The organism is Stenotrophomonas sp. RIT309, from assembly GCF_000632045.1.
Classification (GTDB): domain Bacteria; phylum Pseudomonadota; class Gammaproteobacteria; order Xanthomonadales; family Xanthomonadaceae; genus Stenotrophomonas; species Stenotrophomonas indicatrix.
Genome location: NZ_JFYS01000003.1, coordinates 65,908 through 90,718 on the forward strand (window position 1 = coordinate 65,908; position 24,811 = coordinate 90,718).

At 65.8% G+C, this 24,811-nt stretch carries 22 protein-coding genes; 7 read left to right on the forward strand and 15 right to left on the reverse strand.

Translation table 11 applies throughout. The features are described from left to right. Positions 1-40 precede the first annotated feature (40 nt). Together BW38_RS17560 and asd are read left to right on the forward strand one after the other, a co-directional pair. Positions 41-691: an SCO family protein gene (locus BW38_RS17560; protein ID WP_032975016.1), complete on the forward strand. Its 651-nt coding sequence runs from the start codon at positions 41-43 to the stop codon at positions 689-691. Next, positions 688-1,530: an archaetidylserine decarboxylase gene (gene asd / locus BW38_RS17555; protein ID WP_025876139.1), complete on the forward strand. Its 843-nt coding sequence runs from the start codon at positions 688-690 to the stop codon at positions 1,528-1,530. Before BW38_RS17560 ends, asd begins: the two co-directional genes overlap by 4 nt. Positions 1,531-1,622: 92 nt before the next feature. On the opposite strand, the gene BW38_RS17550 is transcribed toward asd, so the two are convergent. Together BW38_RS17550 and BW38_RS17545 are read right to left on the reverse strand one after the other, a co-directional pair. Next, positions 1,623-1,970: a ribonuclease E inhibitor RraB gene (locus BW38_RS17550; protein ID WP_025876137.1), complete on the reverse strand. Its 348-nt coding sequence runs from the start codon at positions 1,968-1,970 to the stop codon at positions 1,623-1,625. Positions 1,971-1,993: 23 nt separating this feature from the next. After that, positions 1,994-3,604 carry a transglycosylase SLT domain-containing protein gene (locus tag BW38_RS17545; RefSeq protein WP_032975017.1) on the reverse strand — a complete coding sequence of 537 codons (1,611 nt, stop codon included), beginning with the start codon at positions 3,602-3,604 and terminating at the stop codon, positions 1,994-1,996. Between the two features lie 122 nt (positions 3,605-3,726). Between BW38_RS17545 and BW38_RS17540 the strand changes: the two genes are divergently transcribed. Together BW38_RS17540 and greB are read left to right on the forward strand one after the other, a co-directional pair. Beyond that, the gene (locus BW38_RS17540; protein WP_025876133.1) at positions 3,727-5,232 is read left to right on the forward strand and encodes a helicase HerA-like domain-containing protein; all 1,506 of its coding nucleotides are present in this window, start codon (positions 3,727-3,729) and stop codon (positions 5,230-5,232) included. A gap of 79 nt (positions 5,233-5,311) precedes the next feature. Continuing rightward, positions 5,312-5,827: a transcription elongation factor GreB gene (greB, locus tag BW38_RS17535; RefSeq protein WP_032975018.1), complete on the forward strand. Its 516-nt coding sequence runs from the start codon at positions 5,312-5,314 to the stop codon at positions 5,825-5,827. Positions 5,828-5,870: 43 nt separating this feature from the next. Here greB and BW38_RS17530 read toward each other — a convergent pair whose 3' ends face one another. The 11 genes from BW38_RS17530 to BW38_RS17480 all read right to left on the reverse strand — a co-directional run bounded on the left by BW38_RS17530 (position 5,871) and on the right by BW38_RS17480 (position 21,498). Next, complete coding sequence (locus tag BW38_RS17530) at positions 5,871-6,689, reverse strand: DUF3025 domain-containing protein (RefSeq protein WP_032975019.1); 819 nt, start codon at positions 6,687-6,689, stop codon at positions 5,871-5,873. Further along, on the reverse strand, positions 6,686-8,047 hold the full coding sequence (gene rimO, locus BW38_RS17525) for a 30S ribosomal protein S12 methylthiotransferase RimO (RefSeq protein ID WP_032975020.1): 1,362 nt from the start codon (positions 8,045-8,047) through the stop codon (positions 6,686-6,688). The genes BW38_RS17530 and rimO overlap by 4 nt, the downstream gene beginning before the upstream one ends. A 147-nt stretch (positions 8,048-8,194) precedes the next feature. After that, positions 8,195-8,401 (reverse strand): hypothetical protein, encoded by a 207-nt coding sequence (locus tag BW38_RS17520; protein ID WP_032975021.1) that lies wholly within the window; start codon positions 8,399-8,401, stop codon positions 8,195-8,197. A gap of 88 nt (positions 8,402-8,489) precedes the next feature. Then, complete coding sequence (locus tag BW38_RS17515; protein WP_032975022.1) at positions 8,490-16,775, reverse strand: host specificity factor TipJ family phage tail protein; 8,286 nt, start codon at positions 16,773-16,775, stop codon at positions 8,490-8,492. Further along, positions 16,766-17,161, reverse strand: coding sequence for a hypothetical protein (locus BW38_RS17510; protein ID WP_032975023.1), 396 nt, complete (start codon positions 17,159-17,161; stop codon positions 16,766-16,768). The genes BW38_RS17515 and BW38_RS17510 overlap by 10 nt, the downstream gene beginning before the upstream one ends. Further along, entirely contained in the window at positions 17,161-17,622 is a 462-nt protein-coding gene (locus tag BW38_RS17505) for a DUF1833 family protein (RefSeq protein WP_032975025.1), read from the reverse strand. The genes BW38_RS17510 and BW38_RS17505 overlap by 1 nt, the downstream gene beginning before the upstream one ends. Next, complete coding sequence (locus BW38_RS17500) at positions 17,619-17,972, reverse strand: hypothetical protein (protein WP_032975026.1); 354 nt, start codon at positions 17,970-17,972, stop codon at positions 17,619-17,621. Before BW38_RS17500 ends, BW38_RS17505 begins: the two co-directional genes overlap by 4 nt. After that, positions 17,969-20,278 (reverse strand): phage tail tape measure C-terminal domain-containing protein, encoded by a 2,310-nt coding sequence (locus BW38_RS17495; protein WP_032975027.1) that lies wholly within the window; start codon positions 20,276-20,278, stop codon positions 17,969-17,971. Before BW38_RS17495 ends, BW38_RS17500 begins: the two co-directional genes overlap by 4 nt. A gap of 94 nt (positions 20,279-20,372) precedes the next feature. Beyond that, complete coding sequence (locus BW38_RS17490; protein WP_235189890.1) at positions 20,373-20,615, reverse strand: hypothetical protein; 243 nt, start codon at positions 20,613-20,615, stop codon at positions 20,373-20,375. Between the two features lie 80 nt (positions 20,616-20,695). Then, a complete protein-coding gene (locus BW38_RS17485) occupies positions 20,696-21,040 on the reverse strand; it encodes a hypothetical protein (protein ID WP_032975029.1) in 345 nt (114 codons plus the stop codon). Next, positions 21,040-21,498 carry a hypothetical protein gene (locus BW38_RS17480; RefSeq protein ID WP_032975030.1) on the reverse strand — a complete coding sequence of 153 codons (459 nt, stop codon included), beginning with the start codon at positions 21,496-21,498 and terminating at the stop codon, positions 21,040-21,042. Before BW38_RS17480 ends, BW38_RS17485 begins: the two co-directional genes overlap by 1 nt. 368 nt (positions 21,499-21,866) lie before the next feature. On the opposite strand from BW38_RS17480, the gene BW38_RS17475 reads away from it, so the two are divergent. Genes BW38_RS17475 through BW38_RS21985 form a run of 3 tightly spaced genes read left to right on the forward strand, consistent with a single transcriptional unit; the run spans position 21,867 to position 23,140 of the window. Next, positions 21,867-22,538, forward strand: a complete 672-nt coding sequence (locus BW38_RS17475) for a dienelactone hydrolase family protein (protein ID WP_032975032.1) — start codon at positions 21,867-21,869, stop codon at positions 22,536-22,538. Continuing rightward, positions 22,535-22,957 (forward strand): HIT family protein, encoded by a 423-nt coding sequence (locus BW38_RS17470; protein WP_032975033.1) that lies wholly within the window; start codon positions 22,535-22,537, stop codon positions 22,955-22,957. The genes BW38_RS17475 and BW38_RS17470 overlap by 4 nt, the downstream gene beginning before the upstream one ends. Positions 22,958-22,972: 15 nt before the next feature. Continuing rightward, entirely contained in the window at positions 22,973-23,140 is a 168-nt protein-coding gene (locus BW38_RS21985; protein ID WP_025876120.1) for a DUF5668 domain-containing protein, read from the forward strand. Positions 23,141-23,238: 98 nt separating this feature from the next. Here BW38_RS21985 and dcd read toward each other — a convergent pair whose 3' ends face one another. After that, positions 23,239-23,805 (reverse strand): dCTP deaminase, encoded by a 567-nt coding sequence (gene dcd, locus BW38_RS17460; protein ID WP_025876117.1) that lies wholly within the window; start codon positions 23,803-23,805, stop codon positions 23,239-23,241. Between the two features lie 77 nt (positions 23,806-23,882). Further along, the gene (apbC, locus tag BW38_RS17455) at positions 23,883-24,737 is read right to left on the reverse strand and encodes an iron-sulfur cluster carrier protein ApbC (protein WP_032975034.1); all 855 of its coding nucleotides are present in this window, start codon (positions 24,735-24,737) and stop codon (positions 23,883-23,885) included. Positions 24,738-24,811: the final 74 nt, after the last annotated feature.

Below are 24,811 nucleotides of genomic sequence, written 5' to 3' on the forward strand. Positions count from 1 at the left end.
CAGCCGGTATGATGGTGGCCACTTCCTGCGGCGGAATCCCATGTTCAATCGCAACGTCGGCATCATCCTGCTGATCGCCCTGGCGGCGGGCCTTGGCCTGCTCGCCGCCCAGCAGGTGTTCGCGCCGAAGCCGCCGGCCGGGCAGCCGGCCACCGAAGCGATCACCCTGTACCCGCAGCCGCGCACCCTGCCCGACTACAACCTGGCCCAGTCCGACGGCACGCGCCTGATTCCCGGCGAACTGAAGGGCCACTGGACCCTGGTGTTCCTCGGCTTCACGTTCTGTCCAGACGTCTGCCCGACCACCCTGGCCGAGCTGGCCGGGGCGCAGAACCAGTGGGAAGCCCTGCCCGACGGCCTGCGCCCGCGCGTGCTGTTCGTCTCGGTCGACCCGGAGCGCGACACCGCCACGCGCCTGGGCGAGTACGCCCATGGCTTCCACAAGGACACCCTGGCAGCGACCGCCGACATTCCCTCGCTGGAGCGCTTTGCCACCTCGCTGGGCTTCGTGTTCCAGAAGGTGCCGGGCAAGCACTTCGACGAGAATCCCGAGGATTACACCCTCGAGCACTCCGCCAGCCTGGCCGTGCTCGATCCGCAGGGCCGGCTCGCCGGCCTGGTGCGGCCCCCGTTCAATGCGCCGGCGATCGCCCGCGACCTGCAGAAGCTGACCGAGAAATCCGCCCCATGAGTCTGACCACCGCCCTGACGTACGTCCTGCCCCACCGCCTGCTGTCCTCGATGGCGCGTTCGCTGGCGTACTCGGACAACCCGCGCGTATCGCGCTGGCTGATCGACACGGTCACCCGCAAGTTCAACGTCAACCTGGATGAAGCGGCCAATCCGGACCCGCGCAGCTACCCGACCTTCAACCAGTTCTTCACCCGCGCGCTGAAACCCGGCGCGCGCGTGGCCGATGCCGATCCGCGCAGCCTGGTGATGCCGGCGGACGGCCGCATCAGCCAGCTCGGAAAGATCGACGCCGGGCGCATCTTCCAGGCCAAGGGGCAGTCGTTCACCGCCGCCGAGCTGTTGGGCAGCGCCGAGGACGCCAAGCCGTTCAACGAGGGCCTGTATGCCACGGTGTACCTGTCGCCGCGCGACTACCACCGCGTGCACATGCCGTGGACCGGAACCCTGCGCGAAACCGTGCACGTGCCCGGTCGCCTGTTTAGCGTCGGCCCGGCCGCGGTGAACAACGTGCCTGGCCTGTTCGCACGCAACGAACGCCTGGTCTGCCATTTCGATACCAGCTTCGGCCCGATGGTCAGCGTGATGGTCGGTGCGCTGCTGGTGTCGGGCGTGGAAACGGTGTGGAGCGGCGAAGAGATTCCGCACTACGGCGACCGCATCACCCGCAAGGATTACCGGGGCCGCGGCATCACGCTGCAGCGCTTCGAAGAGATGGCGCGCTTCAATTACGGCTCGACCGTGATCGTGCTGCTGCCGCCGGGCGTGGCCGAATTCGCCCCGCATCTGGATGCCGAGCATCCGGTACAGCTGGGCCAGGCACTGGCCAAGCTGCGCTGATCCTGCGGTAGTGCCGGCCGCTGGCCGGCATCTCCGTTGATCCAACGCATCGAGCGTTGCCGGCCAGCGGCCGGCACTACCGGATGCGGGCGTTACTGCAGGGTCGGCGCCGGGCCGACGTCCATGCCGTCGTAGTCTTCCACGCCCATCTGCGTGGCCAGCGCGCTCAGTTCCTGGTTTCGCTTGTCCAGCGAGGTTTCGTCGTGCACTTCCACGCGCTCCACATGCAGCACGTGGAATGCAGCCTCACCGTCTTCCGGCTCCTGCTCGAACACTTCCACCAGCACATAACCCTGTGCCTGCAGGTGGGTGGCCAGTGCGTGCAGCGGCTCGGCGGTGGAGTGCACGAAGAAGTACCCCCACAGCAGCGGGGCGTCCAGGTCCCAGTCGGTGTTCTCGCGAAGGTTGGTGAACAGGTTGCGGGTGTCTTCGAGGTCCATGCGATATCCAGATTGCGGAAAGATTATTTGTCGCAGCCCTGCAGCTTCAGCACCTGGCCGTGGCGCAGGCTGTAGCCGGGGGCCTTGAGGCCATTGGCGCGGGCCAGCACCGGCACATCGCACTGGAACTTCGCGGCGATCCGGCCCAGGGTCTCACCCTTGCCGACCTTGTAGCTGCGGGCCGGCTTGGCGCGCGGGGCCGGCGCCGGGCGCGGCGCAGCCACCGGCGCGGCGGGCGTGGTCGGCACGCTGCTGGCGGCATTGGGATCGACCACCGGCACAACCCCGCCCACGGCCACGCTGCCGGTGTAGCTGGCAGCACTCGGGCGCACGATCGCGGCATTGAGGTCGGCGGTGATCAGGGTGCGGGCCAGATCGGCACGCGGGCCGCTGACGCAGTTGCGCGCGTACAGGCCAGCAATGCGGTTGGTGGCGTTGATGAGGGTTCCTGCCGGAATCCAGCCATCGGCCTCATAGCGCGGGTTGAGGTTGCGCAATGCGCGCATGTAGCCATCGCGGGTGCCATGGCTGCCCAGGCAGATGGTCAGTTCGTAGATCGTGGTCGAGCGGGCCAGGCGGATGGTGGCCGGCTGCGCGTTGATCTTCGGGAACTCCACGCCGTACTGCTGGGGGTGCAGGAAGATCCAGGACGCGGCGATCACCATCGGCACGTAGTCCTTGGTTTCGCCCGGGAACTGGTTGTAGACGCTGTCCACCCAGAAGCTCTGGCCCGGGTACTGCTTGTAGACGCGCGCTGCGCGGCCCTCACCGCCGTTGTAGCCGGCCAGCGACAGTTCGACGTTGTTGTTGAGCTCACGCATCCGCTCGTTGAGGTACGTCGCGCTGGCTTCAGCGGCGCTGCGCGCATCGAAGCGGGTATCGAAACCGGTATCGTCCGGGCCGAGGCCGAAGCGGCGGCCGGTAGCCGGCATGAACTGCATCAGGCCCGCGGCGCCCGCACGCGAGGACGCATGTACACGGCCGTTGGATTCCTTGGCCATGATGCCGAACAGCAGCGCCTCGGGCAGGCCGCGCTTCTCCCATTCCGGCCACATCACCGCACGCAGGTTCTGGTAGTTCTCGTAAGTGGTCATCAGCGCCGGGCGCATGTCGGTCAGCCAGCGGCGGATGCCGGCCTGCACGGCGGGGTTGTACTCGACCATGTTGTCGAAGGCATGGCGCTTGTCGTTCAGCAGCGCCGCTGCGCGGGCCGCCTCGGGCACGTCGGCAGCCAGCGGGCCGACATGGTCCGGGTCGGCTTCCAGGCGGTCGCCGGCTTCATCGGCCACGTCATCATCGGCGGCGGCATCGGCATCGTGCTTGAGCAGGCGCTTGTAGGTCGACAGCATGTTGCTCATCTGGCAGCCCTTCTGCTTCACGCATTCGCTGATGACATCTTCCATGTCCTCCAGCGCGGCATCGGCCTCGTTGCGCCCCTTCGGATCGGCGTTGGCCACCAGCAGAACGGCATCGCTGTAGCGCTTCTCGGCTGCGGTCATGCGCTGCTGCAGGGCATCCACCTTCACCTTGTCCCGGGCCGAAACCCGCTGTGCGTGGGCCTCCGGTGCCAGGGAAACCAGGCCAGCCAGGGCCAGCAGCGGCCAGGTGCGGGAAATCAGGACAGGAACGGGCATTGGTGGCACTGTGTATGAAACAGGCAGGCAGAGTAGCGGCGCTGCCAAGGTCGGGGCAAGCCGACCTTCGGCCCGTCACCGTCGGCGGTTAACATTGGCACATTCATCACAAGGGCTGGACCATGGATCCGATTCTGCTCGGCAAAGGCATCACCGACGATGTGGCTGTCACCCTGCTGCCGAAACTCGGCAACCGCCATGGGCTGGTCGCCGGCGCCACCGGCACCGGCAAGACCGTGACCCTGATGACCCTGGCCGAGGGCTTCTCGCGGATCGGGGTACCGGTGTTCCTGGCCGATGTGAAGGGCGATGTCTCCGGCCTGGCCGTGCCGGGCACCGGCGCCGAGAACCTGCTCAAGCGCGCGGCCGAGATCGGCGTGAGCGACTATGCCCCGGCCGCCAGCCCCACCGTGTTCTGGGACCTGTACGGCAAGCTCGGCCACCCGGTTCGCACCACCGTGAGCGAGATGGGCCCGACCCTGCTGGCCCGCATCCTGGAATTGAACGACACCCAGGCCGGCGTGCTCGACATCGTGTTCAAGCTGGCCGACGACCGCGGCCTGCTGCTGCTGGACATGGACGACCTGCGCGCCCTGCTCGGCCTGGTGGCCGAGGAGCGCAAGGACATCTCCACCGAGTACGGCCTGGTCAGTGCGCAGTCGGTGGCCGCCATCCAGCGCGCCCTGCTGCGGCTGGCGCAGGACGGCGGCGAGCATTTCTTCGGCGAACCGGCGCTGGAACTGGCCGACATCATGCGGGTCAACCATGACGGCCGCGGTGTCATCGGCATCCTTGCCGCCGACCAGCTGGTGCTCAAGCCCAAGCTGTACTCCACGTTCCTGCTGTGGCTGTTGTCGGAGCTGTTCGAGCAGCTGCCCGAAGTGGGCGACCTCGACAAGCCGAAGCTGGTCTTCATTTTCGACGAAGCGCACCTGCTGTTCGACGATGCACCGCCCGCTCTGGTACAGCGCATCGAACAGGTGGTGCGGCTGATCCGTTCCAAGGGCGTGGGCGTGTACTTCTGCTCGCAGTTCCCGGACGACGTGCCGGCCAACATCCTTGGCCAGCTCGGCAACCGGGTACAGCACGCGCTGCGCGCATTCACCCCGCGCGACCAGAAGGCGGTGAAGACCGCCGCCGAGACCTTCGTGCCGAACCCGAAGCTGGATGTGGTGAAGGTGCTCAGCCAGCTCGGTACCGGCGAAGCGCTGGTCTCCACGCTGCAGGACAAGGGCGTGCCGATGCCGGTGCAGCAGACGATGATCGCGCCACCCCGCTGCCGCATGGGACCGGTCACCGACACCGAACGTACGCAGGTGCGTGCCGGCAGCCCGGTCGGCACGCGCTACGACACTGCCGTCAACCGCGAATCGGCAGCCGAACTGCTGGCGCAGCGCGCGCAGAAGGCCGTCGAGAAAACCGATGCGCCGGCCGCACGCAGCCGTGAGCAGGACGAGGCGCAGGAAGGCGGTTTCGGGCAGTCGATCAAGGACGCCATTTTCGGTACCAAGCGCCGCCAGGGCATGATCGAGACGATGGCCAAGCAGACCACGCGTACGGTCGGCACCAAGCTGGGCAACCAGATCGTGCGCGGCATCCTCGGTGGCATCTTCGGCGGCAAGCGCTGAGAGCCCCCGGCAGTTCCTTTGCGGCGCGCCGGCGACGGCGCGCCGTAGTTGTTTCATTCCGCACGAGAATCCGCATTACATGTCGCGTTGGCGTCCCCCCGCAGAAAAGAGCACCGCGCTGATCACCGCCGCCGGCCATGCACGCCTGAAAACCGAGCTGGATGAGTTGTGGCGGGTGCGTCGACCCGAGGTGGTCAAGGCACTGGCGGCGGCCGCGGCCGAAGGCGATCGCTCGGAGAATGCCGAATACACCTACCGCAAGAAGCAGCTGGGCGAGATCGATCGTCGCGTGCGCTACCTGACCAAGCGCCTGGAATCGCTGCGCGTGGTCGACACCACGCCGACTGATCCGCAAGCCGTGTTCTTCGGTGCGTGGGTTGAGCTGGAGAACGTGGACAGCGGGCAGACCAGCCGCTACCGCATCGTCGGGCCGGATGAGACCGATGCGGGGCTGGGCTGGATCAGCATCGATTCGCCCTTGGCGCGGGCCTTGTTGAAGAAGCGCCTGGATGATGAGTTTTCAGTGGAACTACCCAGTGGCAACCACACCTTTGCGGTGATCGGTGTGGAGTACGAGACCGCGGCCAACGGCTGAGCCTGTGGCGGGCAGCGGCGCTCAGCCGGGCATGGGCCCGGTTCTACAGAAGCGGCGGCGGATAGCGGCGCCCTTCGCGCAGCGGACGGAAGTAATCGTCGTTCGCGTAAAAGGCTGGCGCCTGGTCGGTGTGCCAGCCGGGAATACCCGCCAATGGCAGCGGACGCAGTTCCAAGGGATCGAGCAGCACCCTGCCCTCCTCGATGGCGCGCGCGACCGTGTCGATGCAGCCCGCATCGTCATCGCCCTGCAGCACCACGCATTTGCCGACCAGCAGCCGGCCCGGCAGCAGCGCCTGTTCCATCAAGGCATGACCGAATACCGCGGCGATGGCGATCCGTCCTGACTGCCAATGGATCGGCTGGAACAGCACGCGCCACTGGTGAGCATCCCAGGCTGCAAGCAATGCCGGGTCGCGCACGCGTACCACCACGCCGGTTTCATCGAACTGGGTCAGCGCGGCCTGCGCGCGGTTGCGCTGTCCTGCGGCCATGCCCTCGATGTGCCGGCATTGCTGCGCGTTGAGTGCGCACTTGATCGGCAGGTAGCGTGCCCAGACCAGGGCGTTGAACAGGTCGTGCCAGTTGCCCGCGCGGGTTGCGATGCGCCCTTCGGCAATGCGCGTTTCGTAGTGCAGGCCGTCGGCCAGCAACGCCGCATCCTGTTCAACAACGCGCTTGCCCGGCAGCGCCAGGCGCGCGTCCAGATCGACCACGCGTGGCCAGTCCGCTGCCGTCAGCAGATCACCGAACCCGGCGATACCGGCAAACAGCGGATGATCGAAGGCAGCCCTGTCCACCGCCGCACGCAGCGGCGGCACGAAGCGGCGGGGGCCGCCATCAGCAGCCTCCGCCCCGGTCACAGCACCTTGAGGTCGAATGCCGGGCGCGTGGTCGGCGGCAGTGCGTCGCCGTAGAGATCGTGCTCGTCGCTCTCGGTGATTTCCACGCCGACGAACTCACCCACGCGCAACGCCACCTGGTCTGCGTTCTGGATATGCACCAGGCCGTCGATCTCCGGCGCATCGGCCTTGGAACGGGCCACCGCGATATCGCCTTCGATGGCATCGACCAGGCATTGCTGCACCGTGCCGATCTTGGCTTCCAGACGCGAAGCCGAAATCTGCGCCTGCTTCTCCATGAAGCGCGCCAGTCGTTCCTGCTTCACTTCTTCCGGCACCGGGTCCGGCAGGTTGTTGGCCGTAGCGCCCTCCACCGGTGAGTAGGCGAACGCACCGACGCGGTCCAGCTGCGCTTCGTCCAGGAAGGACAGCAGCTCTTCGAACTCGGCCTCGGTCTCGCCCGGGAAACCGACGATGAAGGTCGAACGCACGGTGATGTCCGGTGCGATGCGGCGCCAGTTCTGCACCCGCTCCAGGGTCTTCTCGACCGCGCCGGGGCGCTTCATCAGGCGCAGGATGCGCGGGCTGGCGTGCTGGAACGGGATGTCCAGATACGGCAGGATCCGGTTCTCGGCCATCAGCGGCACCACGTCATCGACGTGCGGATACGGATAGACGTAGTGCATGCGCACCCACGCATCCAGTTCGGACAGGCCTTCGCACAGCGCCTTCAGGCGGGTCTGGTAGGCCTTGTCGCGCCACATCTTCTCGGCGTACTTCACATCCACGCCGTAGGCAGAGGTGTCCTGCGAAACCACCAGCAGTTCGCGCACACCGCCGCGCACCAGGCGCTCGGCTTCGCGCAGCACCTCGTCCACGGGACGCGAGACCAGCTTGCCGCGCATCGACGGAATGATGCAGAAGCTGCAGTGGTGGTTGCAGCCTTCGGAAATCTTCAGGTATGCGTAGTGGCGCGGGGTCAGCTTGATGCCGTAGTCCGGCACCAGATCCACGAACGGGTCGTGCTTGGGCGGCAGCGCCGCATGCACTGCTTCCATCACGCTCTGGTAATCCTGCGGCCCGGACACCGCCAGCACGTTCGGGTACGCCTCGCGGATCTGCTCCGGGCGCTTGCCCAGACAGCCGGTGACGATGACCTTGCCGTTCTGGTTCATCGCCTCGCCGATGGCATCCAGCGATTCGGTCACCGCCGAATCGATGAAGCCACAGGTGTTGACCACCACCACGTCGGCCGAATCATAGGACGGGACGATGTCGTAGCCTTCCGAGCGCAGCTGGGTGAGGATGCGCTCGGAATCGACGAGGGCCTTCGGGCAGCCAAGGCTGACGAAGCCGACTTTGGGGTTCAGCTGGGACATGGAATCGCGGGACTCTGGGGGCCTGGGCCCCTGCCGGCATGGCAGGGGGACCTGGGGGCCGGGGCCTGAAAGGGCGCCAGTATACCGGGGTTGGGCCACGGTCCCTGAACTGCCGCGACAGTCCCTTCTCCGCCCCAGGCCGAGCTTTCAGGGCAAGGCGACGGGCAATTCGTCCACTTCCACCGGCTCGAACCGGTATAGAGCGCCGAACTTCAGGGCATAGGCATCGGCCGGCGCTACCGGAATCACCATCTGCGGCAGAACCGCCTCCCCCTCCGCACGGAAGTGCAGGTTGACCACGCCGGGCTGCTCCACGGCGCGGGTAAGCAGGACAAGTCGGGCATTGAATTTCATGAGAACTCCAGGAAAAAAAGCGGCCGCTTTCACCGGCGGCCGATACGGTTGAAACCCGCGGCACCTGCCGGGGACGGCAGGCACCGTGTCACCACACACCCATACGCACGCGCAGGCGTCCGGCCTCGTCGAAGACACGCCAGTTGCCGTCGCTGTACTCGGTACGCCGGCCGCCGCCCGGTGCGCTGACGCTGAACGCATCGGCCACCACGTCGAAGCGCGAGACCTGTCCATTGGAGGCCAGCTGCACGCCCCCCACCCTGCCGTCGGCGCGGACATTGACCGACCACTGCGCGGATGACTCGGTGCCACCGGCCGACCAGGTCGGCGGCGTGGTTGCTGCCGCATCCACCTGGCTGAGCATCGGGCGGAACATCCAGAAATAAGGCGTGTCCTCACCGGTACCGATCACGATGACGCGGAAGCGCGCGGATGCCGTATTAGCGGGCGCCTGCGTTATCAGGAATGGCCGCGACACCCTGTCCAGCGTGATTGGGATTCCCGTGTTGTTGCGGACGCCCGGACTGTGTACAAGCCCAAGGTGGTTACCGGACGCATCGAAGAACGTCAGCTCCAGCTTGACCTCCACTCGATGGGCATTGATCCATGCAGAGGCGCAGTACGTCTTGCCACCCTCGATGGCGATGTCGTACTCGGTACCCCACCAAGCCATCGCACCAGCGGCCAGAACACCACCCGTGACAGATCCGAGCCCGAATATGCCCTTCGGATGCCAATTGTCATCACCGGTGGGATTGCCCAGCTCGGACCAGCGTGCGCCGGGATTGCTTCCCCAGCCCCAACCCGAGCGCTGCCAGAACGGGAAGGTGGTGTTCATCAGCAGGTTGCCGCCCGATCCGAGGTTCTTGACCTGCGCCTGCATGCTGGTAACCACCGCCGCATCCGCCTTGCCGCCCAACGATGCCTGCACGCCATCCACGCGCCCGGACAGCGCCGTCATCTGCGTTCCCTGCTGGCTCACTTGGCTTTTCAGCTGCGAGAAGCCGCTGGCCGATACATCCCCCACCTGGGTCTTGAGCTGGGTCAGGTCACGTGCGGTGGTGTCCAGCTTGCTGCCCTGCTGCGCAACGGACGTGCTGAGCCCGCTGATCGCCGAGGCATTGGCATCATTGGCCAACTGATCGGTGATGTCGTACACCTGCACGCTGTCCACGCGTACCTGGCCGTTGTCCGGATAGGCGTACACATTCAGCCGCCACGCATCGATGCCGCTGTTGAACGCATCGAAATCAAACGTGCGGGTCTCGAATGCCTCCACAGCGAACACGGCACGCAGGTCCTGGTTGGACTGCTGCCCGGCGACGCTCCTGCGATACATCCGCACCATCAGGTTGTTCGCCCCACCTGCGCCACAGGCACGTACGACCACGCGCAATCGACGTGCACCATTGATTGGCACCCACTTGCCGCCATTGGGCTGCAGTGTTGGATTCACACTGGTATATCGATTGAGCAGCACGCCCGGACGGCCGTCGCCATTGACCGTGCTCCACACTGCACCGTTGGCGGCTGCCGATGCGGTCCAGCCTCCCAGGCCCTCTGCGAAATCGGGATTGGGCAGCAGACCGCTGCCGGTGTTGAGTACGCCCTTCAGCCCGCTGGACAGGTCGGTGAGCTGCTGTGCCTGCGCATCGACCTTCGCCCCCTGCTGATCCACCTTCGTGGTCAGCGCAGTCACCGCCGTTGCGTTGGCAGCGGCGCTCTGCTGGGCAGCGTAGGCATCGGTGACATCGATCATGCGGATGTCATCAACCTGGACGCGCACCCCCACTTCCCGTGTGCCGTTTCCACCCGGGATGCTGACGAGCATCCGCCACTTCGCGGCAGAGACCGCCGTATTCATGTAGCCGCTGACCTTGGTCCACCCATCCTTGCGCAGGGAGGCAAGGGCGTAGGCCTGCAATGGCCACGAGCTTTCCGCGTTGGCTTCGTTCGTGGTCTGCCAGCCCACCCTGATGGAGCCTCCGGTCGGCTGGATGCTGTCCGGATGCAGGCGCGCGTAGTACTCCACGTAGATGCGACGATTGCCGGTGATTGGGGTCCACTGGCCAACGTACATGTCCGCATTCGTGTTCGGGCTGGTGTTGGCTGCGACATTCACATCCAGGCCACGCTCACCGGTCCGGCGCGCATCGGTGCGGGCGGTGTAGATCGTGCCCGCCGCACTACCCAGCAGTTGGCCGTCCTGGAAGGTTTCGAACGCCCCCAGCGGGAACAGGCTGTCGCTTCCGTTGAGAACCGACTGCACATCCGACTGCAGCTTGACCACATTGGCCGCACTGCTGGTGATGCGGTCGCCAAGCTGCACCACGTCGGTGCGCAGGTTGGAGATCGCCGTGGCATTACCTGCGATGTCCTGTGCATCGGTGATGTCATAGAGCTCGACGCGGTCGAACAACACCTTGCCATTCGCATTGGTCAGGTGCACCTGCGGCATCACTTCATTGCGATCCAGCCCAGCCGACCACTCCGCTGTGTAGGTTCTCCAGGCACCGTCGGTCAGGTTCAGTGTCACGTCCGCATGGCTTTCGCCAACACCCGTGGTGCGCACCCTCAGGCGGCATACCAGCGTCGCCGTTGCGCCATCAAAGGCGCGGGCGATCATCACCATCCGGTACCGGCGTGACTTGCCGGCAGCCACCGGCAGCCACCGGGAGTCATTGGCTGTGATTACCGGGTTCTGGCCGGCCTGCGGGCCGTGCGTCATCAACAACGCATCGCCGCCTTGGCCAGAGGCCTTAACCCATTCCACGGTGTTTGCCGGCAGCGTGCGGGTCAACGTCCACCACGCGGCACTGCCGGCGAAGGTGCTGTTGCGCAGCAGGTTGTCATTGCTCACCACGGAGGTATCGATCCGTGCACCCAGGCTGGTGATGCTGTCTGCCGCAGATGCCAGGTCGGTACCGAGCTTGCCCACGTCGGTGCGCAGCCCGGTCAGCGCTTCGGCATTGGCCCGCGACGCACGATCCAGCGCCGACGAGTCCTGCGATCCGGTCGGTACACCATTGAGCAGGGTGATGGTCATTTCCACCCATAGGCCAACGCGGCTGGCATCCAGCGGGGGCGGAGACAGGATCTGCCTGCCGCCACCGGCGCCACTCTTCCTGCGCCCGACCATCACCAGCATCCGTCCGCCGGAAAGCGCCGCAAGGTTCTCCTGCGAAAGACCGGCATCAAGCAGGCGGGTGCGCAGGCCGATGGTGTCGGCGTTGGTGCCGCTGCTGATCGCCCCCACCGCGTCCGACGTATAGGCGATGAAGTACTGGTTGTCCTTCAGGGTTTCGTCGTACCAGGAGTTGAAACGGGCCGATTCAGCTTGCAGATTGCCGTACGTGTCGAATACGGCGGTACTGCTGATGCTGTTGTCCGCATTGATCACCCCTACCCGCAGGCCGCGGTTGGCGCCCATGCCGGCCACGATGCTGCCGTTGGCGCGATACACACCCGATGCCCGCGGACCGCCGGTGGGCCAGGCGTTGATGTGCGCATTGGCAATGATGTTGTAAGCCACCATGTTGCCGATACCGGACGCCAGGCGTGTCACATCCTCGGCAGCGGTCGTCAGCCTGCCATCGATCTGCTCCACCTTGGTCGACAGACCCGTGATCGCCGAGGCATTCGCATCGGCGTCAGTCACTTCCTCCACCCACAGGTCATCCAGCCACAGCGTGCCGGCCGTGCCGTTGCGATTGATCGTGACCTTGATGCCCTGCACCGTGCCGGAGGACGGCAGGTTCACGAAGGTCTCGGTCTTCACCCAATCCACGGACCTGGGGAACGACGCTGTCGCAGCCGCCATCAGGTTGCCGTTCTGGTCGCCAATACGCAGCTTGGTATTGTCGGCCGTGCCGTCGAAGTCCTCGCTGGTCCGCGTCCAGCAGGAAACGCGATAGCGGCGGCCAGCGGTCAGAGCGATGACACGCCCTTCGTTGACCGCCGCGCTGACCACCGCGTTGCTGCCCCCTGCATAGGGCGCGGCTTTCCAGCACAGGGTGTTGCCACGCCCCTCGCGCACCACCGACGCAGCCGTCGTATTGAAGAATGTCCAACCTTCGGAGGCCAGGTTGAAGTCACCATTGAGCGCCAGGTTGCTGCCTGCGCCCATCACCGCCTCCATGCGGCTCTTCAGCTGGACCAGGTCCTGGCTGCTGGTGGTGACCTTGCCATCGAGTTGCCCCACTTCCGTCTTCAGCGCATTGAAGGCACTGGAGCCAACCTTGTCGCCCATCGTAGCGTCCAGGCTGTCCACACGCCTCCCCAGCGCGGTATCGGCGGTGACCATTGCCTGCTGCAGGCTGCTGACGCTGGCATTGGTCGCCAGCGCGCCGGTACCTGCTGGCATGCGTGCCTGCAGTGCCTGGATCGATTGTGCGTTGACCTGGTCGCCGCTGAGCCGCGCGGACTTCTCCGCCGCGATCAGGCCCTGGCTGACGCCCGCCAGATCGCTTCCTTCGTAACTGCCTCGCAGTTGCACGCCGAGCGTCTCTCGACGGCTGGCCTCGCTGGAATCGGCCGCGATGCGTGCACTGGCTTCGTCCTGCAGCATGGCCACCGACGCGCCCGGTGTCGGTCGGCCGATCGCCACCCAGTCCAGCAGGAAGTAGTGGGCATCGGTCTGCGCCTTGGACAGATCCAGGCGGATCTGGTCGACCACGGTACCGTTCCACGGAATGTTGTCCACATCCAGCGTCGCGATGCCATTGCTGTCATAGCCCGGCTCTGCGAACTGCACCATGCGAGCGTTGTCCCACGACTGGCCGGGGCCGTTCCACAGCAGCCGGCCGTCCCAGGCAGGACTACCCACTTTGCGGATACGCAGCTTGACGAAGCGGTGCGCCGCGCCCTGGACGTCCTGGCCGCGCGGGCTGGCCACGAAGGCATCGCTGGCATGGTTGGCCGGACGCAACCAGCCATCCACCAACGTTGGACTGCCGCCGTTCGCGCCCCAACCTTCCACGCTGTTGTCGAAGTACCAGATGCGCTTGCTGTCGAACTGCACACCACTGCCTGCCGACAGCTGGCTCACCATCCGCGTGAGATTCTCGACATCCGACCGGCGCTCGCTGGTTTCGCGGGTCACCGCCGTGGTCAGCTCGGTGCGGGTATTCAGATCACCTGCAGCGCGGTCCAGCACTTCGCGCGCCAGGCCATCGGTGCCTGCCTTGATCGCCAGCGCCTGCTGGTCGAGCCTTTCGGCCTGCCCGGCAAGCCGTTCGGCCCCGGCCGTGATCTGTTCCTGCAGGCGCAGCGATTCGCTGCGCAGTGCTTCGGCCGCCTGGGTGGCATTGGCCAGGTCGTTGTCGATGCGGGCAGTGATTTCCTTGCCCAGATCCTGCTTGACCGACTCCACCACGCCACCGATCCCCTCCAGCGTCTGCCCGACGTTGCGGCCGAGCGAACGTCGCAGGTAGCGGGCGGCCGTCGAGAGTACACCCGAGGTGTTGCGACTGCGGCAGGCAAAGGTCCAACTGCCCGACGCCGGCAGCACCGCTTCGATCGCAGCAGTGAAGAAGCCACCTGCATCGCCGAGCGGGGTCATCTGCTCCCAAAGCGGGTTGTCGATGCTGCCCGCGGTGTAGCGGATCTCCACACCAGCGAAGTCGGCCGACTGCACCGTATCGCTGAAGAAGCCCCATACGTAGCGACGCACGCCGCCACTGAGCTCCTCGATGTCGAACAGGTCGACCAGGACAGGCGGCGCGTCAGCGCCCAACGTCGTGTATTGGGCAGACACCGCCACGCCGGCGCGTCCCTCCGGACTGTACGGACGCACGACGATGGGATAGGTACCCGCGCCGGGGATCGACCAGCTTGCCGAGCGCGTCGTGGTACGTGCGACTTCCTCCAAAGCGGCATTGCCGTCTGGATCGGACAACACCAGCGTGTCACCCACCGGCCCGCTGATGTCGAAGCTGGCCTGCAGTTCGGTATGGACGCTGCCGCCCTGACTGACCTGCCGTTCGATCACTTTCAGGTTGCTGGCGATGGGGCGGGTCTGCAGCGACGATTCGTTCGACGGCGGTACGTACTGGCCGGTGCGCACGTAGTGCCAGAACGCAGGCCCTTCCTGCACCACGTCCACTGACGCACCCTTGAGGTCGCCCTCCGGACGGATGCCGGTCACGCGCACGCGTGTACCCGGCGTCTGTTTGAAATCATAGATCCAGATGGTGTCGTGCGCAGGATTGGTCTCGCTGCTGCCAGGCAGCGACGCGTCGGCCGGCCACGGGTCCGCCAACACCAGGGTGTCGCTCGGCTCGCTGCCAGGTACCACGCGCAGTACGCGGTAGACGCGCTCGCCCGGGACGCGCAGGCCAATGAACGCACTGCCCACCGCGGGCGGCGGCACCGGCTCGTCCAACTGCAGCGCGGTCACACCTTCGGCATCGACCGTGGCGCCGATCAGGCGGCCACCGAAGCCCCACTGGGTCAGGTCGTGCTGCAACGCCAGCACGGACAACCGCGAGTAGGCCAGGTGCTCGATGTCGGTGCTGTAGCTGATCGACTTGTACTGGTAGACGCTCTGCGCCAGATGCCAACGCGCCAGCATCGCGGCGTGGGCTTCGGTGCTGACGCCCTCGCCGGTGATCTTGGCCGGGTTGAGCATCACTTCCACACCCGGTGCCGGCACGCGTAGCGTCGCCGCCTTCCAGGTGCGGCGGTCCAGATAGCTGTACTCGATGCCGTCGGCGGCATTGGCCAGGGTGTAGTCGACCTGGAACTGGCCCTTCTTGATCGTCGCCATGTTGACGACGCCGGAGAGCGGCTGCTCGTCGGCGGCCCATGCCACGCCCAGGCGGCCCTTTGCCCATGTCACCTGGCCGAAGCCGGCCAGGGCGATGGCATCCAGCACCGCCTGGTGGCTGCGTACTTCTGTCAGCCAGTAGTCATAGCCAAGCGCATTGTCTGCGCAATGCAACATGAAGGCCTTCAGGCTTTCAATGTCGATGCGTCGATCCGCCATGCCCAGGCCTGCGATGCGCTTGCCATTTTCGTCGTTGATGCCACGCACGTAGGCCAGAATCTGCGCGCCCGGGTTGCTGGTCTCCTCGGTCACCCAGCCAACCGCATCGCCCTTCCACACCGGGATCGGCCGCGAATGGGCCACGCAGCGGATTTCATCCGGGGTGCCGTTGAGCTGGCCGGAGGCCTTCATCTGCAGGCCGATCGCGGGAATGCCGGCATGGCTGGCATCGTCACGCTGAACGCTGACCAGCGTGGTCCAGGTGAAGTTCGCCTGCGCACCGCTGCCATCGGTGTTCTGTCCAGCCACGCGCACACGCACGTCGTACTGGCCAAGCTCCACATCGCGACCGTAGCTCACCCGACGGGCTTTCTGCGTGCGCCCCACAAGGTTGTAGTTGCCGAACAACTGCCAGTTGGTGGTGCCTACCGGGCGGTACTGGATCTGGAGCTGCTCGCGGTTGTCCTTGTCCTTGCCCTTGGAGGTCGTGTCCCACAGACGGAATTCCACGTTCACCTGCAGGCGCAGCGTCTCGGCCGAACTGGTGCGCTCCACCCACGGGCTGGCCACATGCTTGGCGTCGCTGCCGGTATCCAGCAACAGAGCGCCTTCGATCACATCCGCGTTGCTGTAGAGCGGAATCGCTTCGTCCGGCATCTGCGGGAAGCCTCGGAACCAGGTGCGCACCCCCTCATAGCTGGACAGCGGTGACTCACCGTTCTGCAGGGCCTCGACACGGCCGACATTGATGCCTGGGCTCAGGGTCATGCCGACGAACTGTTCGTCGCCCTCGAACCACGTATAGGGACGGCTGATCAGATCGGGCGCCACGCGCGTGGAGCCGAACAGCAGGCCCAGCGGCTCATAGGCGCGCACGCGGTTGCGAGGCGCAGCCAGCGAATAGGCGGTATCGGCAACGCCACCACCACCGGGCCGGGGAGGCTTCGGGCCCAACACCTTGTTGATCAGCACGCTGCCGGCCACGTACACCGCTGACGCCAGAGCAGTGCCGTAGGTGGCGCTGAGCCCCGCTACCGCGCCCGCACCCCAGGCCGAGCCTGCCACCAGCGTGCCGATGCCGAAGGTGAAGTAGGTCAGCGCGATCATCGCCACCAACGGGATCACCGCTTTGCCGACCACGCTGCGGACTTCGATCAGCTGCCCATGCCGCGGCCGCACCTGCATCCACTGCTCACGCGGGACATCGATACCATCCACGCAGACCTGCCAGGCCTGCCCATCGAGGCCATCGATATGGCGCATGAGGAAGGCGTACAGGCTTTCGCCCGGGCGCAGGTCGACCGGCACGTTGCGCTGGCCATCCAGCAGCACCGGATGCGGGGTGATGATGAGGCGACCGTCGGTCGCCGGTTGTGGGGTCAGTTCCATGCGTAGTATCCCTCGATCCTCAGCCCATATCCGGGCAGGTCACGAACGCGGTGCAGCACGCTGCAGCCGTTCGTTTCATTGCTGTGCAGAACCCAGCCCTCGTGGGCCAGGAAAAAGAAAACCCCGGCATGGCCGGGGTTGTGTTGTCCGCGTTCGATCATCAGTACCAGGTCGCCGTCCTGCGGTGGGCCCTCGCGGGCTACCGCCTGCGCGCGCGACAGCGCGCCCAGTTCGGCCGAGCCGCGCCGCCCGCGCGGGCGCCGTCCGGGCAGCGCCACTTCACGGGCGAACAGCGCCCGCTGCACCTGCACCACCAGGTCGGCGCAGTCGCACGCGGCTTCGTCATAGGGAATGCCCACCCATCGCTCGACGTCGACCAGGCGCATCAGAAGATCCCCGGCAACGTGAACGGATTGGCGTGCAGCAGCACGGCCTGCTGGCGCATCAGGAAATCGACGCCGCACTGGGCGCTGACCGTGCGCGTGTTGACCGATACCTGGGTCATCGGCAGGTCGTACTCGGCCTCGATGGCATCCGGGTTGGCACGGTCGGTCAGCATCAACCGGGCGGTCACCATCTCGCCCGGGGCCAGTGCTTCCAGGTCTTCGGTGAGTGCGCGGCCGATATTGTCGATCACCAGCTGCGCACGCGGAGCCTGCCCGCTGACGTCGTCGGGAAGCTGAAAGCCGAATGGCGCGGCGATGAACTCGCTGCCATTGCTGGTCCAGTTCACGTTGTCGTTGACGATCCGCAGCACTTCCGGCATCGATGGCGCCGACACTTCCAGCAGCATCAGCGGCCCCTGGGTATCAGCCAGGCGCTGGCGACGTTCATGGAACGAGCTCATCGCATGTACTCCAGCACCAGATCACGCTTGGAGAAACGGAACTGGGTGTTGAGCGGCACCAGGCGACCGATCCCCTGCGGAAAGCGGGCGCTGATCGGCTGCCCGGTCCGTGGGTGCTCCATCGTGAACCAGCCGACACGACCGACATCGCGCAGGTACCACTCCTCGAACGCCTCGGCGTCGGCCGCACTGCGGAACTGCACCGAGGCGTACACATTCTTCATCACCCGGCTGTTGAGCGCGCGCATCTTGCTCGGCCCGCGCTCCATGTCGGTCCGCTCTTCGGACGCGACGATCTCCTCGCCATAGTCGGCGAAACGAATCTCTGCATACTCTGGCCAACTGCTCATCCCACTGCCTCCGTCCATCCATATCGGGCCCGTCCAATGGCGCCCAGCTCGCCACCGTTGAGGCTGTCGCCCACGATGTCGATCACCAGTCGCCTCACTTCGCTGCCATCCGGCATGCGCTGGCGTTCTTCCCGGGTGTTGACCCGGCCTTCGCCGTAGTTGTTGATTTCCACGTTCATCCCACCCTCGCCGGCACGGGCGATCGGCACCTGCGCATAGCCTCCGCTTTCGCCGCCGCCCAGACCGTTGCCGGTTCGCAGCGACGTGCGCAGAGCAAAGAATGCCGATGGGCCGCCGAGTGCCGCCATGTCCTCCTGGCTGAGTACACCTTCACCCTTGTGGACGATGCCGGCCGGTTCGTACTTGCCGCCAGGGCCGGTGTAACCGCCGATGGAAAAGCCGGTGATCTTCGGCCCGAACAACTGCCCGACCGACCTGATCAGTCCACTGACCATCTGTTTGGCTGCCAAGCGCGCCAGATCGGCGATGATCGAGTCGGCCAGGTCGGAGAAGGACAGCTTGCCGGTCTGGGCAAACTTGACCAGGCTTTCTTCCAGCCCCCCCAGGGCATTGCTGAACACGCCGTGGCTCAGCTCGGCAGCGTTGGCGGCAGCGTCGGCGTAGTCCTCGAAGGCCCGCATCGCGCCGTTCTTCCAATCGGACTGGTATGCCTTCTTGCTCTCCTGGAACGCGGCCTCGCGTTGCAGGGACTGCTCATGGAACGCATCGAGCTCGGCCAGCAGGGTCCTGTAGCGCTCCGATTCGATGACCTTGCCGTCTTCACTGCGCGACTCGTCGTCCAACGCACGCTTTCGGTTGTCGCGGTCCTCATCCAGCGCGGAACGGCGTTGCATGCGATCCACGCTCGCTGCGCCATGGCCGATGCCGAACAGTTCCTGGTCGTTGCCGCGCTGCTGTGCCTGCGCCGCCTGCTGGAGCTCCCGCTGCAGCTTCAGCAGGTCCTGCTGGGCCTTCTTCGACGCTTCAGCAGCTGCCGCCTCCTTGGCCAGGGCCACCGCTGCAACCAGCGAGGCCTTCACCCGCAGTTGCTTCTGCTCGCCGAGTTTCTTCTCGGCATGCTCCATCTCGTCAAGGAGGGTGACTTGCAGCTTTTCCGTCTCTGTCATCCCCTCTTTCAGCTTCTGGCGCACTCGGTCCTGGGCCATCTGCTTCTCGATGCGATCCATCAGTGCTGCGTACGCATCGGCCTGTTCATTCACGCCTCTGACCGACTGCTGGGCTGCCTGCTGCTGTTCGCGGAACTGGGCCTTGCGTTCGATGTCGGCCTTCTTGCGTGCGGCGTCCCTGTTGAACTCGGCGCGCTGGGCCGGGTCCATCTTGTCCGGCCCGCCGTTGGCATTTATTTCCGCACCGCGTTCAGCCAACCATGCCGCGTACTCGCCACGGGTTAGACGGATCCACTCGACCTCGTCTCGCCACGCTTCTCCGCGCATGCCACCGAGCATGCCCGAGATCGCCGAACCGGCCTGCAGTGCCTCCCAGCGCGTCAAGCCTACCTCTGCCTTGAGCTGGACCAACGTCTGGATGTCGAGATTGTTGATGGCGTCCTGGACCCTCTTGAACAGCTCTGGATCCATTGAGCCACGGATCTGTTCCTGCAGCTCCTGGAACTGGCGCCGCACCGGATCGGTCTTGCCTTCAAACTCCTTCAAGGCGTCCTGCGCGGCCTTCAGCCCTGCGTAGTCGGCCCCCGCGCTCATGCCGGCGCCCTCCCGCCCCGACTGCTGGCCATAGGCCACGCGCCCTTCCCAATGGGTGACGGCCCCCTCCAGCGCGCGCTTGCGCGCTTCGAGCTCGCGCATGGCCTTTGCCTGCTCATGCAGCGAAGCGACGGCGACATCCATCGGCATGCTGCGATCCCGCAGACCCTTGCCGACTTCATCCATTGTGAACGACATCAGCTTCAGCGATTGCATCTGTTCATTGAACTCGGCACGGGCACGTTCGGATGCCTTGACCATGTCCATGTACGCTTCGCCGAGCTTCTGCACCGACGCGATGGCGATGCCCCATGGGCCGCCTGCAGCAGTCAGCAGGCCGTTGCCAAGCTCCTTCACGCCGCTGCGGAGTACATCTTCCCCGCCTTTTGCGCTTGCCCCTGCCTTTGCCGCCGCGCCTTCAGGTGCGGCATGCACGCGCGCCAGCGCGGCTGCCGTCCGCTCGGCCTCCGCCCGCATTGTCTTGAGATTCTGCGTTGCCAGGCGGCTGGCCTCCGCCATTGCGTTACGGAAGCCCGTCGTATTGACCCGCAGTACTACGTCTAGATTCTGGTTAGTGGACGCCATATGCGTTCCTCCAAGAATGATGAGGGGCCCCGCAGGGCCCCAGGTTCGATTGCATGCCACACCTCGGAGAAGCCATGCCCTGCCCCGCCTGGGATCACGGCGCAGCGTTGCGGCGCGATGCGCTGCCGAACATCTCCAGCAGCTGCTGCGAGCGTTCCTTGGCAGCCTTCTCCGGCGAGGCGCGCGGCCGCACCAGCAGGAAGTCCTCGGCCGTGGTCGCGTTGCCATGCACCTGGGCCAGCACACTGGTCAGCTGCGCAAGCATCCCCTGCAGTGGCTGATCCATCGGTTCCAGCCGTGCGAACGCGTACATCTCCGAGAGCTGGCGGGACGTCACTCCCGCCAACAGGTGGTCCGGATGCGGGAGGCCCAGCCGCCACGCGATCCGGAACTGAAGCCGGCGCTCAGGCCGGCGGATCAGTTTTTTTCCAGCTCTCCCACGGCCGCATCGCCGAGCGCATTGAGCGTCTGCGCGACACGGAACACGCGATCCAGCGCCGCCGCCGATTTCGCGCCCAGCTGGGCCACCTCATGGTCGGAGAACAGGCGCGCCCCCATTTCATCGACCAGGCACAGGCCGACGAAGCGCGCACGGAAGTCATCCACCTTGGGCGTATCACCGCCATAGGTCTCCTGCTCCCAGCGGTCACGGTCGCTGGCCGACATCATCGCCACACGCACATTGCCGCCCCATTCGGGCACGGCGATGTCTTCGTGGCGGCGATCCTGTGCGTCCAGGATCTGCTGCTTGCCCAGCAGCATCACGGGGTGCCGCCGGCAGCAGCGGTGACGATGGCGAAATCACGCGGCAACAGATCGGCGGTGAAGGTCAGCACCTGGTTGGTACCTGGGGCGACGTTGAAGGCTGCGACCTTGGCCACGAAGGTGGCGGCATCGCCGGTGGGCAGCACCATCAGGAAGTGCAGGTCGGCATCCGGATCGGCGTCACGCAGGATTTCCTGGCCCGCCGAGCTGCCCACCGGCCAGCGATGGCCGGACACCTGTACGGCCTGGCCGCCGGACAGACCCGCGATGTTCTCCATCTGCTTCGAACGCAGGTTGGTGGCGTCGAGAGTGTTGGCTTGGCCGCGGCCAAACGGGAAGGCGGTCAGGCCGTCGATTTCGGTATAGCCTGCCGGATTGTTCGGCGCGGTCGGGGCGGTGCCGGCCTTCACGTACAGCGCGGAGTCCTGGGCGGAAATGGCTTGATTGATGGACATGGTGTTGAATCTCCTGGAAATGAAAAAGCCGCCTTGCGGCGGCTGGGTTTCGGGGTTGTCAGGCTCGGGTCGGCCTGGATGTCTTCGTCGCGGTTGGCCCGGCACAGCCGCCTGTTTCCACGTCGCCCTCGGGCAACGCGCAGACAACAAAAAAGCCCCCGGCTCGCGCCGGAGGCTTGTATGTCATCGTGGCTGAAAGCTTAGGCTTCGGGTGTGCACCGGTCAATACGGAAACCGGTACCTGCACCGCCTTGGGAAACCACAGCCAGCCCCACCATAGCCGCCCGATGCGGCACAGCCGCTGACATCGCGCTAACCCTCACAACGTCGACAATACCGTTCTGTTCCCTGCAACGAGGTACACCCCGATGTCCGAATGGATCATCCTGGATACGCATTACGGCCCGGTCCGCGCCTGGCAGGCACTGCCCGAGGGCAAACCCCGCGGCGCGCTGGTGGTGGTGCAGGAGATCTTCGGCGCCAACCCGCATATCCGCGGCGTCGCCGAACGGTTCGCGGCCCAGGGCTACGCCGTGTTGGCGCCGTCGTTCTTCGACCTGGTCGACGGCCCCGAGACCGACCCGGATGCCCTGCCCTACAGCCCCGAGGGCGTGAAGGATGGGCTGGCACGGGTCACCGCGCTGGGCATGGAAAAGGCACTGGAAGTGGTCCGCGCCGCGGCAACCCGGCTGGCCCCGCACGGCAAGGTCGGCACGGTTGGGTACTGCTGGGGTGGCAGCGTCGCCCTGCTGTCCGCGCTGCGCCTGGGCCTGCCCTCGGTGAGCTACTACGGCGCGCGCAACGTGCAGTTCCTGGACGAGACGCCGAAGGCCCCGGTGATGTTCCACTTCGGCGCGCAGGACAAGAGCATCCCGCCCGAGGCGATCCAGGCGCACCGTGAGAAGCTGCCGCAGATGGCGACCTACGTGTATCCGGCCGACCATGCCTTCAACCGCGAGGTCGGACATGCGTATGATCCAGACAGCGCCGCCCTGGCGCTGCAACGCACCCTGGACTTCTTCTCGGAGCATCTTGGATGAGCGATTTCGAACTCGATTCACGCCTGGCCACCGATAGCGTACTGGTGGCCGAAGGCCCGTTGTCGCAAGTGCGACTGATGAACGACGAACGATTCCCCTGGCTGGTCCTGGTGCCGCGTCTGGCCGGGGTGACCGAGTGGATCGAGCTGGACGGCGAGCAGCAGGACAAGCTGCGCACCGAGCTCAACCGCGCCTGCAAGGCCCTGCACGGTTCGGACGGGGTGGAGAAGATCAACATCGGCGCGCTGGGCAACATCGTGCGCCAGCTGCATTTCCACGTGATCGGCCGCCACGACGGCGATCCGGCGTGGCCGGGACCGGTCTGGGGCAGTGGCCCGGCGCACCGCTATGAGCCGGCCGCGCTGGACCAGCATGTCGCCTACTGGAAGGAACGGCTAGGATATCCAGCCCATTCCTGAGCCAGTGCCGACCCGATGCGATTCAATATCGTCGCCGCCATCCTGCTGATCCTGATCGGCCTGTTCATGCTGGCCAGCAACCTGGGCTGGACCAACCTGAACCTGTCGCGCCTGCTGTTGACCTGGTGGCCGCTCGGCTTGGTGGCCGTAGGCATCGCGATCCTGTTCGGTCGCGGCAAATAAGGTAGCGCCGGGCCATGCCCGGCGAACGCAGCGCGCGGACCCACAAACGGAAACGCCGGGCATGGCCCGGCGCTACCGATACGCGCTGACGCAAGCTGTCAGGTGCGCGGCAGGGTCACGCCGGTCTGGCCCTGGTACTTGCCGCCGCGGTCCTTGTACGAGGTCTCGCACACTTCATCGGACTGGAAGAACAGCATCTGCGCCACGCCTTCGTTGGCGTAGATGCGCGCCGGCAGCGGCGTGGTGTTGCTGAATTCCAGGGTCACGTGGCCTTCCCACTCCGGCTCCAGCGGGGTCACGTTGACGATGATGCCGCAGCGCGCATAGGTGCTCTTGCCCAGGCACACCACCAGGGTGTCGCGCGGAATGCGGAAATACTCGACCGTGCGTGCCAGCGCGAAGCTGTTCGGCGGAATGATGCACTCGTCACCGACGATATCGACGAAGCTGCCCGGATCGAAATGCTTGGGGTCCACGATCGTCGAGTTGATGTTGGTGAACACCTTGAACTCGCGCGAGCAGCGCACGTCGTAGCCGTAGCTGGAAGTGCCGTAGCTGACGATGCGCTCGCCGTTGGCCTGCTTGACCTGCCCGGCCTCATACGGCTCGATCATGCCGTGCTGTTCGGACATCCGGCGGATCCAACGGTCACTCTTGATGCTCATGCTCTGTCCTGGGTGCGAGGGGGCGCGAGGATTCTAGCAGGGGGCCGGGCGTCGCCGCCGCAGCCCCCAGCGGGCCCTTACAGCAGCGAGGACAGGATCGGGATCGAAGCGCGCGGGCGCTTGCCCACTTCCTCGACCAGACGCTGGGCGGCACGGTGGTAGGCCTGGGCCGCCGCCGATTCCGGCTGCGCGGCGGTGATCGGGGTACCGGCATCGCCCTGCTCGCGGATGCCGATCTGCAGCGGCAGCGACCCCAGCAGCGGCACGCCGTACTGCGCCGCCATGCGCTCGCCACCACCTTCGCCGAACAGGTGCTCCACATGCCCGCAGTTGCTGCAGGTATACACGGCCATGTTTTCGACCACGCCCAGCACCGGCACCTCGACCTTCTCGAACATCTTCAGCGCCTTCTTCGCATCCAGCGTAGCGATGTCCTGCGGCGTGGTGACGATCACCGCGCCGGCCAGCGGGATCTTCTGCACCAGGGTCAGCTGGATGTCGCCGGTGCCCGGCGGCAGATCGATCAGCAGATAGTCCAGGTCGTCCCACAGCGTGTCTTCGAACAGCTGGGTCAACGCCGCCGTCGCGCGCGGTGCGCGCATGATCAGCGGCGTTTCATCCTCGACCAGATAACCGATCGACATGGTGTCCACGCCGAAGGCCCGCATCGGCTCGATGCTCTTGTTGTCCGGGCTTTCCGGGCGACCGGACAGGCCGAGCATCGCCGGCACGCTGGGGCCGTAGATATCGGCATCAAGCACGCCTACGCGCGCGCCCAGCTGCTGCAGTGCGACGGCCAGGTTGACCGCCGTGGTCGACTTGCCCACGCCACCCTTTCCCGAGCCCACCGCGATCACGTTGCGGATGCGCGCATGCGGCGCCAGTCCCTTCTGCACCTGGCTGGCATGCGGACGACGGGAAGAACTGTTCACTGCGGGCTCCGGGTGAATCGACAAGAAGAACCCAACATCATACTAGCTGGACGTACGCTGACTGAAATTCAGGA

Bases quoted from the DNA above. Each gene is read 5' to 3' on its own strand.
- BW38_RS21985 (WP_025876120.1), top strand. From the start codon at position 22,973: ATGCGATTCAATATCGTCGCCGCCATCCTGCTGATCCTGATCGGCCTG.
- BW38_RS17540 (WP_025876133.1), top strand. From the start codon at position 3,727: ATGGATCCGATTCTGCTCGGCAAAGGCATCACCGACGATGTGGCTGTC.
- BW38_RS17495 (WP_032975027.1), bottom strand. From the start codon at position 20,278: ATGGCGTCCACTAACCAGAATCTAGACGTAGTACTGCGGGTCAATACG.
- BW38_RS17560 (WP_032975016.1), top strand. From the start codon at position 41: ATGTTCAATCGCAACGTCGGCATCATCCTGCTGATCGCCCTGGCGGCG.
- BW38_RS17545 (WP_032975017.1), bottom strand. From the start codon at position 3,604: ATGCCCGTTCCTGTCCTGATTTCCCGCACCTGGCCGCTGCTGGCCCTG.
- BW38_RS17515 (WP_032975022.1), bottom strand. From the start codon at position 16,775: ATGGAACTGACCCCACAACCGGCGACCGACGGTCGCCTCATCATCACC.
- BW38_RS17470 (WP_032975033.1), top strand. From the start codon at position 22,535: ATGAGCGATTTCGAACTCGATTCACGCCTGGCCACCGATAGCGTACTG.
- BW38_RS17520 (WP_032975021.1), bottom strand. From the start codon at position 8,401: ATGAAATTCAATGCCCGACTTGTCCTGCTTACCCGCGCCGTGGAGCAG.
- rimO (WP_032975020.1), bottom strand. From the start codon at position 8,047: ATGTCCCAGCTGAACCCCAAAGTCGGCTTCGTCAGCCTTGGCTGCCCG.
- BW38_RS17485 (WP_032975029.1), bottom strand. From the start codon at position 21,040: ATGCTGCTGGGCAAGCAGCAGATCCTGGACGCACAGGATCGCCGCCAC.
- asd (WP_025876139.1), top strand. From the start codon at position 688: ATGAGTCTGACCACCGCCCTGACGTACGTCCTGCCCCACCGCCTGCTG.
- BW38_RS17500 (WP_032975026.1), bottom strand. From the start codon at position 17,972: ATGAGCAGTTGGCCAGAGTATGCAGAGATTCGTTTCGCCGACTATGGC.
- BW38_RS17510 (WP_032975023.1), bottom strand. From the start codon at position 17,161: ATGCGCCTGGTCGACGTCGAGCGATGGGTGGGCATTCCCTATGACGAA.
- BW38_RS17480 (WP_032975030.1), bottom strand. From the start codon at position 21,498: ATGTCCATCAATCAAGCCATTTCCGCCCAGGACTCCGCGCTGTACGTG.
- dcd (WP_025876117.1), bottom strand. From the start codon at position 23,805: ATGAGCATCAAGAGTGACCGTTGGATCCGCCGGATGTCCGAACAGCAC.
- BW38_RS17475 (WP_032975032.1), top strand. From the start codon at position 21,867: ATGTCCGAATGGATCATCCTGGATACGCATTACGGCCCGGTCCGCGCC.
- BW38_RS17550 (WP_025876137.1), bottom strand. From the start codon at position 1,970: ATGGACCTCGAAGACACCCGCAACCTGTTCACCAACCTTCGCGAGAAC.
- BW38_RS17505 (WP_032975025.1), bottom strand. From the start codon at position 17,622: ATGAGCTCGTTCCATGAACGTCGCCAGCGCCTGGCTGATACCCAGGGG.
- greB (WP_032975018.1), top strand. From the start codon at position 5,312: ATGTCGCGTTGGCGTCCCCCCGCAGAAAAGAGCACCGCGCTGATCACC.